General features: G+C 74.1%; 14 protein-coding genes. 1 reads left to right on the forward strand and 13 read right to left on the reverse strand.

Features of this window, described 5'->3' with window-relative positions:
• Positions 1-497: 497 nt before the first annotated feature.
• From ACERUJ_RS04505 to argC, 10 genes are all read right to left on the reverse strand, one after another.
• Entirely contained in the window at positions 498-1,127 is a 630-nt protein-coding gene (locus ACERUJ_RS04505; RefSeq protein WP_370247254.1) for a DNA-3-methyladenine glycosylase, read from the reverse strand.
• Positions 1,111-2,526: an argininosuccinate lyase gene (gene argH, locus ACERUJ_RS04510; RefSeq protein WP_370247255.1), complete on the reverse strand. Its 1,416-nt coding sequence runs from the start codon at positions 2,524-2,526 to the stop codon at positions 1,111-1,113. The genes ACERUJ_RS04505 and argH overlap by 17 nt, the downstream gene beginning before the upstream one ends.
• Positions 2,526-3,959 carry an argininosuccinate synthase gene (argG, locus tag ACERUJ_RS04515; protein WP_370247256.1) on the reverse strand — a complete coding sequence of 478 codons (1,434 nt, stop codon included), beginning with the start codon at positions 3,957-3,959 and terminating at the stop codon, positions 2,526-2,528. The genes argH and argG overlap by 1 nt, the downstream gene beginning before the upstream one ends.
• A gap of 65 nt (positions 3,960-4,024) precedes the next feature.
• Positions 4,025-4,558, reverse strand: coding sequence for an arginine repressor (locus ACERUJ_RS04520; RefSeq protein ID WP_370247257.1), 534 nt, complete (start codon positions 4,556-4,558; stop codon positions 4,025-4,027).
• Complete coding sequence (gene argF / locus ACERUJ_RS04525) at positions 4,555-5,502, reverse strand: ornithine carbamoyltransferase (RefSeq protein WP_370247258.1); 948 nt, start codon at positions 5,500-5,502, stop codon at positions 4,555-4,557. Before argF ends, ACERUJ_RS04520 begins: the two co-directional genes overlap by 4 nt.
• Complete coding sequence (locus ACERUJ_RS04530; protein WP_370247259.1) at positions 5,499-6,686, reverse strand: acetylornithine transaminase; 1,188 nt, start codon at positions 6,684-6,686, stop codon at positions 5,499-5,501. Before ACERUJ_RS04530 ends, argF begins: the two co-directional genes overlap by 4 nt.
• On the reverse strand, positions 6,683-7,627 hold the full coding sequence (argB, locus tag ACERUJ_RS04535) for an acetylglutamate kinase (RefSeq protein ID WP_370247260.1): 945 nt from the start codon (positions 7,625-7,627) through the stop codon (positions 6,683-6,685). The genes ACERUJ_RS04530 and argB overlap by 4 nt, the downstream gene beginning before the upstream one ends.
• A complete protein-coding gene (argJ, locus tag ACERUJ_RS04540; protein ID WP_370247294.1) occupies positions 7,624-8,775 on the reverse strand; it encodes a bifunctional glutamate N-acetyltransferase/amino-acid acetyltransferase ArgJ in 1,152 nt (383 codons plus the stop codon). The genes argB and argJ overlap by 4 nt, the downstream gene beginning before the upstream one ends.
• A 47-nt stretch (positions 8,776-8,822) precedes the next feature.
• Positions 8,823-9,245: a hypothetical protein gene (locus ACERUJ_RS04545; protein ID WP_370247261.1), complete on the reverse strand. Its 423-nt coding sequence runs from the start codon at positions 9,243-9,245 to the stop codon at positions 8,823-8,825.
• Positions 9,242-10,306: an N-acetyl-gamma-glutamyl-phosphate reductase gene (gene argC / locus ACERUJ_RS04550; RefSeq protein WP_370247262.1), complete on the reverse strand. Its 1,065-nt coding sequence runs from the start codon at positions 10,304-10,306 to the stop codon at positions 9,242-9,244. The genes ACERUJ_RS04545 and argC overlap by 4 nt, the downstream gene beginning before the upstream one ends.
• Positions 10,307-10,377: 71 nt before the next feature.
• Here argC and ACERUJ_RS04555 point away from each other — a divergent pair, with 71 nt between their 5' ends.
• Positions 10,378-11,244, forward strand: coding sequence for a maleylpyruvate isomerase family mycothiol-dependent enzyme (locus tag ACERUJ_RS04555; protein ID WP_370247263.1), 867 nt, complete (start codon positions 10,378-10,380; stop codon positions 11,242-11,244).
• Positions 11,245-11,283: 39 nt separating this feature from the next.
• On the opposite strand, the gene pheT is transcribed toward ACERUJ_RS04555, so the two are convergent.
• The 3 genes from pheT to ACERUJ_RS04570 all read right to left on the reverse strand — a co-directional run bounded on the left by pheT (position 11,284) and on the right by ACERUJ_RS04570 (position 16,179).
• Positions 11,284-13,785 (reverse strand): phenylalanine--tRNA ligase subunit beta, encoded by a 2,502-nt coding sequence (pheT, locus tag ACERUJ_RS04560; RefSeq protein WP_370247264.1) that lies wholly within the window; start codon positions 13,783-13,785, stop codon positions 11,284-11,286.
• On the reverse strand, positions 13,785-14,882 hold the full coding sequence (gene pheS / locus ACERUJ_RS04565; protein ID WP_370247265.1) for a phenylalanine--tRNA ligase subunit alpha: 1,098 nt from the start codon (positions 14,880-14,882) through the stop codon (positions 13,785-13,787). Before pheS ends, pheT begins: the two co-directional genes overlap by 1 nt.
• 91 nt (positions 14,883-14,973) lie before the next feature.
• Positions 14,974-16,179: an ATP-binding protein gene (locus ACERUJ_RS04570; RefSeq protein ID WP_370247266.1), complete on the reverse strand. Its 1,206-nt coding sequence runs from the start codon at positions 16,177-16,179 to the stop codon at positions 14,974-14,976.
• Positions 16,180-16,189 lie beyond the last annotated feature (10 nt).

Raw genomic sequence — 16,189 nt, forward strand, 5'->3', positions numbered from 1 at the left:
GTGTTAAGCACGCCGCCAGCGTTCGTCCTGAGCCAGGATCAAACTCTCCATAGAAAATTCAATACCCAGACAAACAAACCCTGACACAATTGCCAGAATCATTGCCGAAAAAACTCAACCCAAACCAAACCAGAACAACCCACACCACAAGAGGCGCGAACCATCCCAGCCGACAAGGGCATACTGATTAATCCGTCGACTATGACACACTGTTGAGTTCTCAAACATCAGACGCACTGGAATCCGTCCCTCGCGGGCCTCGCTCTAGGCAACCTGCAGAACCTTACCGGGGCGGCCTCGGCGCGTCAACTCGGGAGATTCCCTCGTTCGGCGCCCTGCGGCTTCAGCCCCGGTTGCGGCTGCGAGAAGAACATTAGGACACCGGCACCCTCGGCACAAATCGGGGGTCGCCTTCCCGTCATCCTGCCGTCACACGGCCGTCACACGACGGCCCTGCCGCAACCCGTCGCTGCAGGTCAGCGGCCTGGCGCAGCCGATCACGCCGGCGGTTCGGCCGGCGGGTCAGGCACGGCCCGCGCGTGCCGGCGGTAGGGCGAGACCGTCCGCTCCCCCGTGAGCCAGTAGCGCCACGGCCGGTCGGCGGCCAGGCGCAGACCCACCCGGGGACCACGCGAGATCGCCTGCTCGGACAGTGGCGGATCGGCCAACCCGAGCTGGTCGCGTCCGAGCATCAGCCCGTCGGTCACCTGATCGGCACCGAGAACCGCACCGAGACGGCCGGGGCCGCGCGCGAGATCGCGGTCCGAGCTGCCGGGCCGTCGGCTGCGGGCGAGGTCGAGACCGTCCACGACCTCCCCCGCCCGCAGCAGGACCGCACCCGCCCGCCCCGGCTCGTGGGCGACCACGTTGAGGCACCGGTGCAGGCCGTGGCTCAGGTAGCAGTAGATCCGGCCGGGTTCGTCGAACATCGTCGCGACGCGGGCGGTGCGTCCCCGCGCGGCGTGCGACCCGGGATCCTCGACGTCCTCGTAGGCCTCCACCTCCGTGAGACGCAACCGGACGCCGCCCCAGGACAGGACGGCGCCCAGCAACATCGGCGCCACCACGGACGCCGGGGCCCGCAGCTCGGGCCAGGCCCCAGACCAGGCCTCAGGCCAGTCGGTCACGGTGTCCGGCGACGCGCGCCCGCACCTCGGCGAGCTGCTCGGCCACCCGCACGGGGGCGGTGCCGCCGCGACCGGACCGGGCGGCGAGTGCGCCCTCGACCACGAGGACCTCGCGCACTCCCGGCGTGAGCGCCGGGTCGATCGCGGCGAAGTCGGCGTCGGTGAGCTCGTGGAGCTCGATCCCCCGCTGCTCGCACACCTGGACGCAGGCCCCGGCCACCTCGTGCGCGATCCGGAACGGCACCCCCTGGCGCACCAGCCACTCCGCGATGTCGGTGGCCAGCGAGAAGCCCTCGGGCGCCAGCGCCGCCATCCGTGCAGTGTCGAAGGTGAGGGTCGCGACCATCCCCGTGAACGCGGGCAGCAGCACCTCGAGGGTGTCCACGGAGTCGAAGACCGGCTCCTTGTCCTCCTGCAGGTCCCGGTTGTAGGCCAGGGGCAGCGCCTTGAGCGTGGCCAGCAGGCCGGCCAGGTTGCCGATCATCCGACCCGCCTTGCCCCGCGCGAGCTCGGCGATGTCGGGGTTCTTCTTCTGCGGCATGATGCTCGACCCCGTCGACCAGGAGTCGTGCAGCCGGGCGAACCCGAACTCGCGGGTGGTCCAGAGGATGACCTCCTCGGCCAGCCGACTGACGTCGACCCCGATCTGGGCGCAGACGAAGGCGAACTCGGCGACGAAGTCGCGGGCGCTCGTGCCGTCCAGGGAGTTGGCGCTGGACCCCGTGAACCCCAGCTCGGCGGCGACCAGCGTCGGGTCCAGTCCCAGCGTCTGCCCGGCCAGCGCTCCGCTGCCGTACGGGGAGTCGCCGGCCACCCGGGCGTCCCAGTCGCGCAGCCGCTCGACGTCGCGCAGCAGCGGCTGGGCGTGGGCGAGCAGGTGGTGCGCCAGCAGGATCGGCTGGGCGTGCTGCAGATGGGTGCGACCCGGCATCGCCGCGTCGGGGTGGGCCGCCGCCTGCTCCACGAGGACGTCGACGAGGTCGAGCACCGCACCGGCGATGACGACGCCGTGCTCGCGCAGGTACATCCGGAACAGCGTGGCGACCTGGTCGTTGCGGCTGCGACCGGCTCGCAGCCGGCCGCCGACGTCGGGACCGACCTCGAGGAGCAGCAGCCGCTCCAGTGCGCCGTGCACGTCCTCGTCGCTGGCGTCCGGGTGCAGGTCCCCCGCCGCGAACCGCTCCCCCAGCGCCGTCAGGCCGCGCAGCAGCTCGGCGTGGTCGGCGTCGGCGAGCAGCCCCGCGCGGTGCAGGGCGTTGGCGTGGGCCCGCGACCCGGCGAGGTCGTAGGGCACCAGCCGCCAGTCGAAGTGCGTCGAGCGCGACAGGGCGTCCAGCTCGGGCGAGGGACCGTCGGTGAACCGACCGCCCCAGAGCTTCCCGGTGTTGGTGGCGCTCATCAGTCGGTCCCGAACTCCATGGCGGCGGCGTCGAGGGCGTCGTCGGTGAGGTCGGCCTCGGCGGCGGGGTTGTCGGCGATCAGCGCTGCTCCCCCGCGCTCGATCTCGCCGAACAGGGTGCCGTGCTCGACCAGGACCGCGCCCTGGTCCAGCGGCTGGGCCGCGTAGAGCTCGAGCTTGGCCCGGGAGTCGGCGATGTCGAGGTTGCGCATCGTCAGCTGCCCGATCCGGTCGGTGGGACCGAACGCAGCAGACTCGGTGCGCTCCATCGAGAGCTTGTCGGGGTGGTAGGAGAACGCGGGGCCCTCGGTGCGCAGGACCGTGTAGTCCTCGCCGCGCCGCAGCCGCAGCGTCACCTCCCCGGTGACGAGGCTGGCGATCCAGCGCTGGATCGACTCCCGCAGCATCAGCGCCTGCGGGTCCAGCCACCGGCCCTCGTAGAGCAGCCGGCCCAGCCGGCGGCCCTCGAGGTGGTAGTTGGCGATGGTGTCCTCGTTGTGGATGGCGTTGAGCAGCCGCTCGTACCCGATCCACAGCAGCGCCATGCCGGGGGCCTCGTAGATGCCCCGGCTCTTGGCCTCGATGATGCGGTTCTCGATCTGGTCCGACATCCCGAGGCCGTGGCGACCGCCGATCGCGTTGGCCTCGTGCACCAGGGCGACGGCGTCGGTGAACTCGACCCCGTTGATCGCCACCGGCCGGCCGCGCTCGAAGCGCAGGGTGACGTCCTCGGTCTCGATCGCGACCGCGGGGTCCCAGAACCGCACGCCCATGATCGGCTCGACGGTCTCGAGGGAGACGTCGAGGTGCTCCAGGGTCTTGGCCTCGTGGGTGGCGCCCCAGATGTTGGCGTCGGTGGAGTAGGCCTTCTCCTGGCTGTCGCGGTAGGGCAGGCCGTGCTCGGTGAGCCACTGGCTCATCTCGGCGCGACCGCCCAGCTCGCTCACGAAGTCCGCGTCGAGCCAGGGCTTGTAGATGCGCAGCTCGGGGTTGGCGAGCAGGCCGTAGCGGTAGAACCGCTCGATGTCGGTGCCCTTGAAGGTCGACCCGTCGCCCCAGATGTCGACGCCGTCCTCGTGCATCGCCCGCACCAGGAGGGTGCCGGTGACGGCGCGGCCGAGCGGGGTGGTGTTGAAGTACGACCGGCCGGCGCTGCGGATGTGGAAGGCGCCGCAGGCCAGGGCGGCCAGTCCCTCCTCGACGAGCTGGGTGGTGCAGTCGACGTGGCGCGCCAGCTCGGCGCCGTACTGCATCGCCCGGCCGGGGACGCCGCTGATGTCCGGCTCGTCGTACTGGCCGAGGTCGGCGGTGTAGGTGCACGGGACCGCGCCCTTGCTGCGCATCCAGGCGACCGCGACCGAGGTGTCGAGGCCGCCGGAGAAGGCGATGCCGACGCGCTGGCCGACGGGCAGGGAGGTCAGGACCTTGCTCACAGGGGGTGTTCCTTCAGGGATCTGGTGTCGGTGTTCGGGATCGGGACGTGCGGGTCAAGGATGGGTCAGTGGGGCTCGCCGGGGTGCGCGGTCTCAGCCAGCACCAGCACCCGGTGCGCCAGGTCGTCGCCGCCCCCGGGGTCGCGGCTGATCAGCAGCACGGTGTCGTCGCCGGCGATCGAGCCGAGGACGTCGGGCAGCTCGGCGCGGTCGAAGGCCGAGGCGAGGAACTGGGCGGCCCCCGGCGGGGTCCGCAGGACGACGAGGTTGCCGCTGGCCTCCGCGCTCACCAGGAGCTCGGCGCACAGCCGCGTGAGGCGCTGGAGCGCCGCGCCGGTCTCGCCGGGAGCCGCGAGTCGCCGGTCGCCGCCCTCCCCGGGCACGGCGTAGACCATCGCGCCCGAGGCGGAGCGCACCTTGACGGCGTCGAGCTCGACGAGGTCGCGCGACAGCGTGGCCTGGGTGACCCGCAGTCCCTCGTCCGCGAGCAGCTCGGCGAGCTCGGTCTGGCTGTGCACGGCCCGCTGGCCCACGAGGTCGATGATGCGCTGGTGCCGGGCCCGCTTCGTGGCCGGCACCCGCTGCGGCGCCTCGCTCACCCCGCGCTCCCGCGGGTGCGCTCGAGCAGGAAGGTGAGCACCGCCTTCTGGGCGTGCCGCCGGTTCTCGGCCTCGTCCCACACCACGCTCTGCGGGCCGTCGAGCACCTCGGCGGCGATCTCCTTGCCGCGGTAGGCCGGCAGGCAGTGCATCGCGATGGCGTGGGGTGCCGCCTCTGCCAGCAGCGCCGGGGTGAGGGCCCAGGGTCCGAAGACCCGCTCGCGCTCGGCCTGCTCGTCCTCCTTGCCCATCGAGATCCAGGTGTCGGTCACGACGACGTCGACACCCCGGACCGCCTCGACGGGGTCGGAGACCGCGGCCACCGAGCCGCCGGTGGTGGCGGCGATGGCCGCCGCCCGGGCGAACATCGCCGCGTCGGGGACGTAGCCCTGCGGGCCGGAGAGCCGCACGTGCATGCCGGCCGTGGCTCCCGCCAGCAGCCAGGAGTTGCCCATGTTGCAGGCGGCGTCGCCGAGGAAGGTGACGGTGCGTCCCGCGAGGTCGCCGAGGTGCTCCTGCACGGTGAGCAGGTCCGCGATGAGCTGGCAGGGGTGGAAGTCGTCGGTGAGGGCGTTGACGACCGGCACGCCGGCGTCGCGGGCCATCACGGCGAGGTCGGCCTGGGCGTAGGTGCGCCACACGACCACCGAGACCTGCCGGCCCAGCACCCGGGCGACGTCGGAGACCGACTCGCGCACCCCGATGCCGGCGAGCTTGCCCTCCACCAGCATGGGGTTGCCCCCGAGCTCGGCGATGCCGGCGCCGAAGGACGCCTGGGTGCGCAGGGTGGGCTTGTCGAAGATCATCGCGACCGACTGCGGCCCCTCCAGCGGTCGCCGGCTGAACGGCGCGGCCTTCAGCTGGGCGGCCAGCGCCAGCACCTCGGCCTGCTCGGCCGGGGTGAGGTCGTCGTCGGCGAGGAAGTGGCGGACGACGGCGCTCATGCGGCGGCCTCCGCCGCGTCGAGCAGCGCCGGCCACGCGGCGAGGAACCCCTCGATCTGGGCGTCGGTGACCACGAGCGGCGGGGCGAAGCGCACCCGGTCGGGTCCGGTGGCGTTGATGATCCACCCGGCGTCCTGGGCCGCCGCGACCACGGCGGGGGCGTCGACCCCGGCGAGCGTGACCCCGACCAGCACCCCGACGCCGCGCACCTCGGTGACCCGCGGGTCGGCGGCCAGGCCGGCGCGCAGCCGGTCGCCGGCCTCCACCGCCCGGGCCAGCAGACCCTCCTTCTCGAGGGTCTCGATCACCGCGAGGGCGGCGGCGCACGCCACCGGGTTGCCGCCGAAGGTGGTGCCGTGCTGGCCGGGCTGCAGCAGCGCGGCGGCCGGGCCGAGTCCGAGGGTGGCGCCGATCGGGATGCCGCCGGCGAGGCCCTTGGCCAGGGTCACGACGTCGGGCACGACCCCGGAGGGCTGGCTGGCCAGCCAGTGCCCGGTGCGGCCCATCCCGCTCTGGACCTCGTCGAACCACAGCAGGGCGCCGTGGGCGGAGGTGATCTCGCGGGCCGCCCGCAGGTAGGCCGCGGCCGCGACGTTGACGCCGGCCTCGCCCTGGAGCGGCTCGATCACCACGGCCGCGGTGGCGTCGGTGACCGCCGCGGCGAGCGCCTCGACGTCGCCGAACGGCACCCAGGTGACGTCGCCGGGCAGGGGCTCGAAGGGCTCGCGGTAGGCGGCCTTCGACGTCAGCGCCAGGGCGCCGGTGGTGCGGCCGTGGAAGGCGCCCTCCATGGCCACCAGGTGGGTGCGGCCCGTGCGCCGGGTGATCTTGAAGGCGGCCTCGTTGGCCTCCGCACCCGAGTTGCAGAAGAACACCCGGGCCTCGACGTCGGCGGGGACCATCAGGGTCAGCAGCCGCTCCGCGAGCTCGACCTGCGGCCGGGTCGCGAAGAAGTTGGAGACGTGGCCGAGGGTGGCGAGCTGGTCGGTGACCGCCCCCACGAGCGCCGGGTGGGCGTGGCCGAGGGTGTTGACCGCGATCCCCCCGAGGAAGTCGATGTAGCTGCGGCCCTCGACGTCCCACACCTGCGCGCCCTCGCCGCGCTCGAGCACGAGCTTGGGGCGCCCGAAGGTGTTCATCACCGACGCGGCGTAGCGGTCGAGGTAGTCGTCGGTGGCGCTCATGCGTCCCGGGCCTTCCGCGTCTTGGTCTCCACCCCGGGCAGCACCTGCGTGCCGACCCCCTCCTTGGTGAACAGCTCGAGCAGCACCGCGTGGGCCTCCCGCCCGTCGACGACGGTGGCCCGCGGCACCCCGCCCTGCACCGCCTGCAGGCAGGCGCCCATCTTCGGGATCATCCCGCTGGCCAGGGTCGGCAGCAGCTCGGCCAGCGCCTCGGGGCTGATCTCGCCGATCACGTCGTCGGAGTCGGGCCAGTCCAGGAACAGCCCCTCGACGTCGGTGAGCACGAGCAGCTTCTCGGCCCCCAGCGCGATGGCCAGCGCGGCCGCGGCGGAGTCGGCGTTGACGTTGTGCACCTGGCCGGAGGCGTCGGGGGCGACGCTGGAGACCACCGGGATCCGGCCCGCCTCGATCAGGTCGAGCACCGACTCCGGGCGCACCCGGGTGACCTCGCCGACCAGGCCGAGGTCCACCTCCTCGCCGTCGACGACGGTGTTGGTGGCGGTGGCGGTGAACAGCCCGGCGTCCTCACCGGACAGCCCGACCGCGAGCGGACCGTGCTCGTTGATCAGCCCGACCAGCTCGCGCTGGACCTTGCCGACCAGGACCATCCGCACGACCTCCATGGCCTCGGGGGTCGTCACCCGCAGGCCGCCGCGGAACTCCGACTCGATGCCCAGCTGGTCGAGCATCGCCGAGATCTGCGGGCCGCCGCCGTGCACGACCACCGGCTTGAAGCCGGCGAAGCGCAGGAAGGCGATGTCCTCGGCGAAGGCACGCTTGAGGACGTCGTCGGTCATGGCGTTGCCGCCGTACTTCACCACCACGATCTTGCCGTGGTAGCGCTTGAGCCACGGCAGCGCACCGGCGAGCACCCGCGCCTTGGCGGGGTCGGGCCGCGACGGGTCGGGCTGGTTCTGGTTCTGGGGCTGTGTCTCGGTCATGAGCTGTAGGCGCTGTTCTCGTGGACGTAGGCGTGGGTCAGGTCGTTGGTCCAGACGGTCGCGCGGTGCGGCCCGGACTTCAGGTCGATCGTGACACCGACCTCGCGGCCGCTCAGGTCGACCCCGGCGGGGTCCTCGGCGGGGGTGGAGTCACGGCACACCCAGACCCCGTTCATCGCGACGTCGAGGTCGGCGGGGTCGAAGGCCGCCGACGTGGTGCCGATCGAGGCCAGCACCCGCCCCCAGTTCGGGTCGCGTCCGAAGACGGCGGCCTTGAACAGGTTGCTGCGGGCCACGCTGCGGCCCACCTCGACGGCGTCGTCCTCGCTGGCGGCGTTCAGCACGGTGATGGCGATCTCGTGGTCGGCGCCCTCGGCATCGCGCAGCAGCTGCATCGCCAGGTCGGTGCACAGCTGGGTGAGGGCCTCGGTGAAGTCCGCCGCCGAGGGCGTGATGCCCGAGGCGCCCGAGGCCATCACCGTGACGGTGTCGTTGGTGGACATGCAGCCGTCGGAGTCGAGCCGGTCGAAGCTCACCCGGGTGGCGGCGCGCAGGGCGGCGTCGAGCTCGGCGGCCGGCACCACGGCGTCGGTGGTGATCACGACCAGCATCGTGGCCAGGGCCGGGGCGAGCATGCCCGCGCCCTTGGCCATGCCGCCGATCGACCATCCCGGGCCCTCGACGACGGCCTGCTTGCTCACGGTGTCGGTGGTCATGATCGCTGTCGCGGCGGCGGGACCGCCGTCGGCGGACAGCTCGGCGGCCGCCGCAGTGACCCCGGCCAGCAGCAGCTCGCGCGGGTTGGCCAGACCGATGAGGCCGGTGGAGCACACGACGACGTCGACGGCCCCGATGCCGAGCTCGGAGGCGACCTGCTCGGCGACGGCGTGGGTGGTCTGGAAGCCCTCGGCGCCGGTGTAGCAGTTGGCGCCGCCGGAGTTGAGCACGACGGCACGCACGACGCCGTCCTTGACGACCTCCTTGCTCCACAGCACCGGGTTGGCCTGGCAGCGGTTGCTCGTGAAGACCGAGGCGGAGTCGAAGGTGGGGCCCTGGTTGACGACGAGGGCGAGGTCGGGGGCGCCGGACGCCTTGAGGCCGGCGGTGACGCCGGCGGCGACGAAGCCGGCGGGGGTGGTGACGGTCAGGGGGTCTCCTGGCAGGAGTGGGGTGAGGGACGACGGGGTGCGCGACGTCAGCCGGCCGGGACGGCCGGGGCGACGTCGTGCCCGCGTCGTCGCCACGCCTCGGCCACGTCGTCGGCCCGGTCGGCCGGCACCAGCACCCACAGCCGGCTGAACGTCGTCAGAGCGTGGGCGGTGACGCCCAGCTCGGCCACCGGGGCGAGCAGCGCCACCAGCGTGCCGGGCGAGGCGGCGTGGGCGCCGTCGAGCAGCTCGAAGCCGGTGAGGTGGCGCATCGCGGGCACCTTCGTGGGCACGTTGCGCCCCGCGCACACCAGCGCGGTCTCCTCCGCCGAGGCGATGACGGCGAACACCGAGGACGACTCGGCCCAGCGCGGCACGTCGGCGCCGGCGGCGAGCTTCACCACCGCCAGGGTCTCGGGGTACCGCGCCAGGGTGAGGACGGCGCCCGGCTGCTGGTCCTGCTCGCTCACGGGGCCACTCCGACGCTGCTGAGGCCCAGGCCCTCGGGGAGGTCCAGGGCGAGGTTGAGGCACTGCACGGCGGCGCCGCCGGTGCCCTTGGCCAGGTTGTCGACCGCGCCGACGGCCACGAGGCGGTGGGCGTCGGGGTCGACGGTCACCTGCAGGTGCACCGAGTTCGACCCCACGACCGACTGGGTGGCGGGCCACTGACCGGGAGCGAGGACGTGGACGAACGACTCGTCGGCGTAGGCCTCGGCGTACGCGGCGTGGGCCTCCTCGGCGCTCACCGCGCGGGCCAGGGGTGCGGTGCAGGTGGCCAGGATGCCGCGCGACATCGGGGCCAGCAGCGGGGTGAACCCGAGCCGGACGGGGGCGTCGGTCAGCGGGCCGAGGTTCTGCACGATCTCGGGGGTGTGGCGGTGCACCCCGCCCACGCCGTAGGCGCTGACGCTGCCCATGACCTCGCTGCCGAGCAGGTGGGTCTTGGCGGCCTTGCCCGCGCCGCTGGTGCCGGAGGCGGCGACCACGACGAGGTCGGGCTCGATGAGGCCGGCGGCCAGCGCGGGGGCCAGCGCCAGGCTGGTCACCGTGGGGTAGCAGCCGGGGACCGCGATGCGACGGGCGCCCCGCAGCCGGTCGCGCTGGCGGGTGCCGTCGGGCAGGAGCAGCTCGGGCAGGCCGTAGGGCCACTGGCCGGCGTGCTCACTGCCGTAGAACCGCTGCCAGACCTCGGCGTCGGCGAGCCGGAAGTCGGCGCCGCAGTCGATGACCACGACCTCGGGCCCGAGGGCGGAGGCGATCGCGGCCGACTGCCCGTGCGGCAGCCCCAGCACGACGACGTCGTGGCCGGTGAGCACCTCGACGGTGGTCGGCTCGAGCACCCGGTCGGCCAGCGGCACCAGGTGCGGTTGGAGGGTGCCGAGCCGCTCCCCCGCGTTCGATCCGCCGGTGAGGGCGCCGATCTCCACCTCGGGGTGACCGAGCAGGAGCCGCAGGACCTCGCCGCCGGCGTACCCGCTGGCGCCCGCGACCGCGACCCGGGGCGGTGCTGACCTCGTCGTCATGTGCATGACCATACACAACCCTGAATGATCATGCATATCGGGGGCGGGGCGCGTCGCGACCGCGTAGCGTCACGGAGGTGACCGAGCCGATCGACGCCCCTGCGCCGGACCACCGGGCCCGACATGACCGTCCCACCTGGAACGCCTACCTGGACCACCTGGCCCGTGAGACCGCGCGGGCGCACACCGTGCTCGCCGACCTCGATCCGGCCACGCCGGTGCCGAGCTGTCCGGACTGGAGCGCCGCCGACCTGCTCTGGCACCTCGCCGAGGTGCAGCAGGCGTGGGCGCAGATCGTGCGTGAGCGGCCGGCCTCCCCCGACGTCCTGCCGGAGGGAGCGCGGCGTCCGACGGAGCACCCCGACCTGCTGGCCCACGCCCGTGCGTGCGCGTCGGACCTCGTGCGCACCCTGCGGGGCTCGGAGCCCTCCGACCCCGCCTGGACCTGGGCGGGCTGGTCGCCCGACGGCGCCACCGTGGGGTTCGCCTACCGTCGCCAGACCCACGAGGCGCTGATCCATCGGGTCGATGCCGAGCTCGCGGCCGGCGCCCGGGCGCAGGACGTCGTGCTGGAGGCCGACCTGGCGGCCGACGGGGTCGCGGAGTGCCTCGAGGTCATGCTGGGCGGGCAGCCCGACGGCGCGGGGCTGGTGCCGGTGGGCACCGCGCTGGTGCTCGACCTGACCGACGTGGGGGTGCGGATCGGGGTGCAGCCGGGACAGCTCAGCGGCCACGACCGGCTGACCGGGCGGGAGCTGTCCGGCCCGCACCTGCTGGTCGTTCCCGCCCCCGACGCGCCCGCGGCGGTGGTGTCCGGCACCGCCGCCCACCTCGACCTGTGGCTGTGGGGACGACTGCCCCGCGACACCCCGCTGGTACGACGTCGTGGCAGCGCCGCGAGCCTGGAGGCCTTCGACGCCGCCACCACCTTCCCGATCGACTAGGCCCCGTCGAGTGGCGGGGCCCGGGCCGGGAGGGGTACGTCAGCGCTGCACGGCGCCGCAGCGCTCGACGGCCAGCGCCACCGCGGCGTCGCGGGCGGCGCCGGTCTCCTCCTCGGTCAGCGTGCGGTCGGCGGCCCGGAAGCGCAGGGCGAAGGCCAGGGAGCGGTGCCCCTCGCCGACCTGGGGTCCGGTGTAGACGTCGAAGAGGCGCAGCCCCTCCAGCAGCGCCCCCGCGCCCTCGCGCAGCGCGGCCTCGACCGCGGCGGCGGGCACGTGGTCGGGCACGACCAGGGCGACGTCCTCCTTGGCCACCGGGAAGGTGGACAGCGCCGCAGGGCGCACGACGTCGACCGCGTGGGCGAGCAGCAGGTCGAGGTCGAGCTCGGCGGCCGCGCTGCGCTCGGGCAGCCCGAGGGCGCGGCACACGCGGGGGTGCAGCTCACCGGCGTGCCCGAGGACGACGGCGTCCCCACCCTCACCGAGCGCGACCTGCGCGCACCGGCCGGGGTGGAAGGGTGCCAGTGCGGCCGGAGTAGTGGTGAGCGCCAGGCCGAGGTCGGCCCCGAGCCGGCGCACGGCCTCCAGGGCGTCGGCCCAGCCGGCGGTGCGCCCCTCGCCCCACCAGCCGCCGCGCTCGAGCTCGCCGGCCAGCACCACGGCGAGGTGCTGCGGCTGCTCGGGCAGGGCGTCGAGGAGGGCGGCGAGCTCGGCGTCGTCGGGGCGTCGGTCGACGCCGTAGATCGGAGCGGTGCCGCTGCCGCGGGGGCGCACGACCGCGCCGGTCTCGAAGAGCGCGACCCCGGGGGCGCCACGACCGAGGTTGCGGGCCGCGGCGCGGGTGAGGCCGGCGAGCAGGGTGGTGGTGAGCCCCGGCTCCTCGCTGGAGATCGGGTTGGCCAGGCGCACCGTCGTCCGGCGGGCGTCGTCCTCGGGGAGGCCGAGCTGGTCGAGGACCTCGCGTCCCACGAACGGGAAGCTGACGGTCTCGACGAACCCGGCACCGGCGAGGCCCCGGCCGACGCGACGCCGCAGGCGCTGCTCGCGGGTGAGCCCCCGGCCCGCCGCGGGTGTGGGCAGCACGCTCGGGACGCGGTCGTAGCCGACCACGCGCACGACCTCCTCCACGAGGTCGTAGGGGTCGGTGAGGTCGGGACGCCACGACGGTGCGTGCACGCTCATCCGCCCCGGTGCGGGGACGTCGACCTCGACGCGGGCCCCGACGGCCCGCAGGATCTCCACCCCCTCCTCGACGGCGACGTCGATGCCGCTGATGCGCCGCGGGAGGTCGAGGTCGGCCACGATCACCGCCGGCGCGGGCGGGGTGCCGATCACGGTGACGCCGGGGTCGGCGGTCGCGCCGCCGTGGGCGACGAGGAGCTCGACGACCCGGTCGGCCGCCGCCTCGCAGCTGCGGGGGTCCGCCCCGCGCTCGTTGCGCTTGCCGGCCTCGGAGGACAGCCGGTGGCGCTTGCCGGTGCGGAAGGCGGAGACGGGGTCCCAGTGCGCCGACTCGACCAGGATCCGGGTGGTGACGGCCGAGATCTCGCTGGACTCCCCGCCCATCACCCCGGCCAGGGCCAGCGGGCCCGCGGCGTCGGCCACGACCATGTCCTGCACGTCCAGGGTGCGGTCGACGCCGTCGAGGGTGCGCAGGGTCTCCCCCGCCGCGGCACGGCGGATCACGAGGGCGCCGTCGACCTTGTCACGGTCGAAGGCGTGGATCGGGCGGCCGGTCTCGAGCATCACGTAGTTGGTGATGTCGACGGCCAGGCTGATCGGACGCATCCCGGCCTGGGTCAGGCGTCGGGCGATCGACTCCGGCGTCGGCGCCGTGGGGTCGAAGCCGCTCACCGTCCGCGCCACGAAGACCGGGCACCCCTCGGCGTCCTCGACCACGACGGGGTGCCCGGCGTCGTCGGGGGCCGGCACGGCACGGTCGAGGGGGTCGGTGAAGGCGACGCCGAAGCCGAGGGCGGCCTCCCGGGCCACCCCGCGCAGGCTCAGGGCGTAGGCCCGGTCGGGGTTGATCTCGAACTCGATGACGTCGTCGTCGAGCCCCAGCACCTCGAAGGCGGACTGGCCGGGCACGCCGGCGTCGGACGGCAGCACGATGATGCCCTCGTGCTCGTCGCTGATGCCGAGCTCGCGGGCCGAGCAGATCATGCCGGCGCTGACGTGGCCGTAGGTCTTGCGCGCCGAGATGGCGAACCCGCCGGGCAGGACGCCACCGGGCAGGACGACGACCACGAGGTCGCCGGCCTCGAAGTTGTGGGCGCCGCAGACGATGCCCTGCGGCTCGCCGGTGCCGTTGGCGTCGCCGACGTCGACGGTGCACCAGTTGATGGTCTTGCCGTTCTTCTGCGGCTCGGGCTCGCGGGTGAGCACCCGGCCCACCACCAGCGGACCGGTGATCCGGTCACCGGGCCGCTCGAGCGCCTCGAGCTTGAGACCGAGGGCGGTCAGGCGGGCCGCCAGCTCCTCGGTGCCGAGGTCGGCGGGCAGATCGGCGTACTCGCGGATCCAGGAGACAGGGGCCTTCATCAGATCTCGCTCCCGAAGGTCGTGGTGAAGCGGACGTCGCCCTCGAAGAGGTCGCGCAGGTCCTCCAGGCCGTGACGGAACATCAGGGTGCGCTCGATGCCCATGCCGAAGGCGAACCCGGTGAAGCGCTCGGGGTCGACGCCGCAGGCGGTGAGCACCCGCGGGTTGACGACGCCGCAGCCGCCCCACTCGATCCAGCCCTCGCCGCGACACGTGCGGCAGGAGTCGGGGTCCACCCCGCGGCACACGAAGCAGATCAGGTCCACCTCCGCGCTCGGCTCGGTGAAGGGGAAGTAGGAGGGGCGGAACCGGGTGGTGATGCCCTCGCCGAACATCCGCGAGGCGAAGTGGTCCAGGGTGCCCTTGAGGTGGGCCATGGTGAGGCCCTCGTCGATCGCCAGCCCCTCGACCTGGTGGAACATCGGGCTGTGGGTGGCGTCGAACTCGTCGGTGCGGAACACCCGGCCGGGGCACACGACGTAGATCGGGGGCCTGCGGGTCAGCATGGTGCGGGCCTGGACGGGCGAGGTGTGGGTGCGCAGCACGACCCCGGCCTCGGCCGGCTCGACCCAGAAGGTGTCCTGCATCGTGCGGGCCGGGTGGTCCGGCCCGAGGTTGAGGGCGTCGAAGTTGAGCCACTCGGCCTCGACGACCGGACCCTCGGCGACCTCCCAGCCCATCGCCACGAAGATGTCGGCGATCAGCTCGGCGCCGGTCGTGAGCGGGTGGCGCGCGCCGGGCGCGCGGCGGTCGGTGGGGAGGGAGACGTCGACGGCCTCCTCGACCAGCATCCGCTCCTCGTGCTCGGCCTCGAGGACGCTCTGCCGGGCCGCGAGGGCCTGGGCCACGGCACCCCGCGCCTGTCCGACCCGCTGGCCGGTCTCCTTGCGCGCCTGCGGCGGCAGCGCGCCGATCTCGCGGTTGGCCAGCGCCAGCGGCGACCGGTCGCCCGCGTGGGCGGTCCGGACCGCCTTGAGCTCCTCCAGGTCGGCGGCGGCGGCGATGGCCGCGAGCGCCGCGTCGCGGGCCGCCTCGACCTCGCTCGCCTGCAGCGGCGTCACCGCCACGGGGTCGTACTCGGTATTGGGTCCGGACATGGGGGCGAGTCTAGGAACGCCCGGGCCCGGCCCGCGAACCGGTTCCCGGACGCGGACGCCGTCGCCCCGCGCACGGGGTCCGCGGTCGCCCTCAGCCGCCGAGCTCGGCCGGCACCCCGGGCCAGGTGCAGGTGAGCACCGCCCCCCGTCCGCCGCCCGTCCCGCCGGCCTCGCCGATCTCGCCGGGCTCGTCGGTCTCGTCGGGCTCGCCGGGCTCGTCGGGGTCGTCGATGCGCAGCTCACCGCCGTGGGCCCGCACGAGCCCGCGCGCGAGGTAGAGGCCGAGCCCCGACCCGCCGCGCGCGCCGGTGGTCCAGAACTTGGTGAACACCCGGCGGCGCAGCTCCGCCGGGATGCCGTCGCCCTCGTCGGTGACGACGACGCGCACGCCGACCGGCCCGGCAGCAGGATCGGCAGCAGGATCGGCAGCAGGATCGGGTGCGGGATCGGCAGCAGGATCGGGTGCGGGATCGGGGGCCAGCGCGACCACGACCTCGCCCTCGCCGTGGCGCACCCCGTTCTCGACCAGGTTGGTGAGCACCTGGGTGAACTTGTCGGGGTCCACGAGCACCCGCGGGAGGGGACCGTCGACGACCAGACGCACCGGCCGCGCCGTGCCCGCGGCCACCGAGTCGACCACGCGGCGGGCCAGTACCTCGGCGTCGGCGGGGCGCGGATAGAGCTGGAGCCTCCCGGTGTCGAGACGGGCCACGTCGAGCAGCTCGGCGATCAGCCGGCTGAGCCGGTCGGCGTCGCTGGCGACGGTGGTGAGCATCAGGCGCCGCTGCTCGTCGCTGAGCCGGTCCCAGCGGTTCAGCAGGGCCTGGACGAACCCCTTCACCCCGGTCAACGGGGAGCGCAGCTCGTGGGCGACGGTCGCGACGAGGTCGGAGCGCTCCCGGTCCAGCCGGGCCCGCCCCCGTCCGCTGCGCAGGCTCACCGCCACCGCGGTGACCGGCCCCCGCGGCTCGGCGCGGTGCAGGCGCGCCGCCACGAGCACCTCCTGCCCGTCGGGCAGCAGCCAGGTCTGCTCCGGCACACCGGTGCGCGAGGCGAGCCCGGCGTAGGGGGTGTTGTGCGGCACCCAGGCGTGTCCGCCGTGGTCCTGGAGGAGCAGGACCTCCGCGAGGGGCCGCCCCACGGAGGTCGCCGCGTCGACCCCGAGCAGGGCGGCGGCCGCGGCCGAGACCCGGATCACCCGGCCGGCGCCGTCGGCGATCACCGCGCCGTCGGGCAACAGGTCGAGGGCGTCGGGCAGCCCGCTCGGCCATCCGGACGGGTCCGGCTCCTCACGCATGCCGACCACC

The organism is Nocardioides sp. (assembly GCF_964228225.1).
In the GTDB taxonomy this organism is placed as follows: Bacteria; Actinomycetota; Actinomycetes; order Propionibacteriales; family Nocardioidaceae; genus Nocardioides.

Excerpts from the sequence above, each read along its gene's own strand:
- argH (WP_370247255.1), bottom strand. The coding sequence starts at position 2,526 with ATGAGCGCCACCAACACCGGGAAGCTCTGGGGCGGTCGGTTCACCGAC.
- argF (WP_370247258.1), bottom strand. The coding sequence starts at position 5,502 with ATGAGCGCCGTCGTCCGCCACTTCCTCGCCGACGACGACCTCACCCCG.
- ACERUJ_RS04530 (WP_370247259.1), bottom strand. The coding sequence starts at position 6,686 with ATGAGCGCCACCGACGACTACCTCGACCGCTACGCCGCGTCGGTGATG.
- argB (WP_370247260.1), bottom strand. The coding sequence starts at position 7,627 with ATGACCGAGACACAGCCCCAGAACCAGAACCAGCCCGACCCGTCGCGG.
- argC (WP_370247262.1), bottom strand. The coding sequence starts at position 10,306 with ATGCACATGACGACGAGGTCAGCACCGCCCCGGGTCGCGGTCGCGGGC.
- pheT (WP_370247264.1), bottom strand. The coding sequence starts at position 13,785 with ATGAAGGCCCCTGTCTCCTGGATCCGCGAGTACGCCGATCTGCCCGCC.
- pheS (WP_370247265.1), bottom strand. The coding sequence starts at position 14,882 with ATGTCCGGACCCAATACCGAGTACGACCCCGTGGCGGTGACGCCGCTG.
- ACERUJ_RS04570 (WP_370247266.1), bottom strand. The coding sequence starts at position 16,179 with ATGCGTGAGGAGCCGGACCCGTCCGGATGGCCGAGCGGGCTGCCCGAC.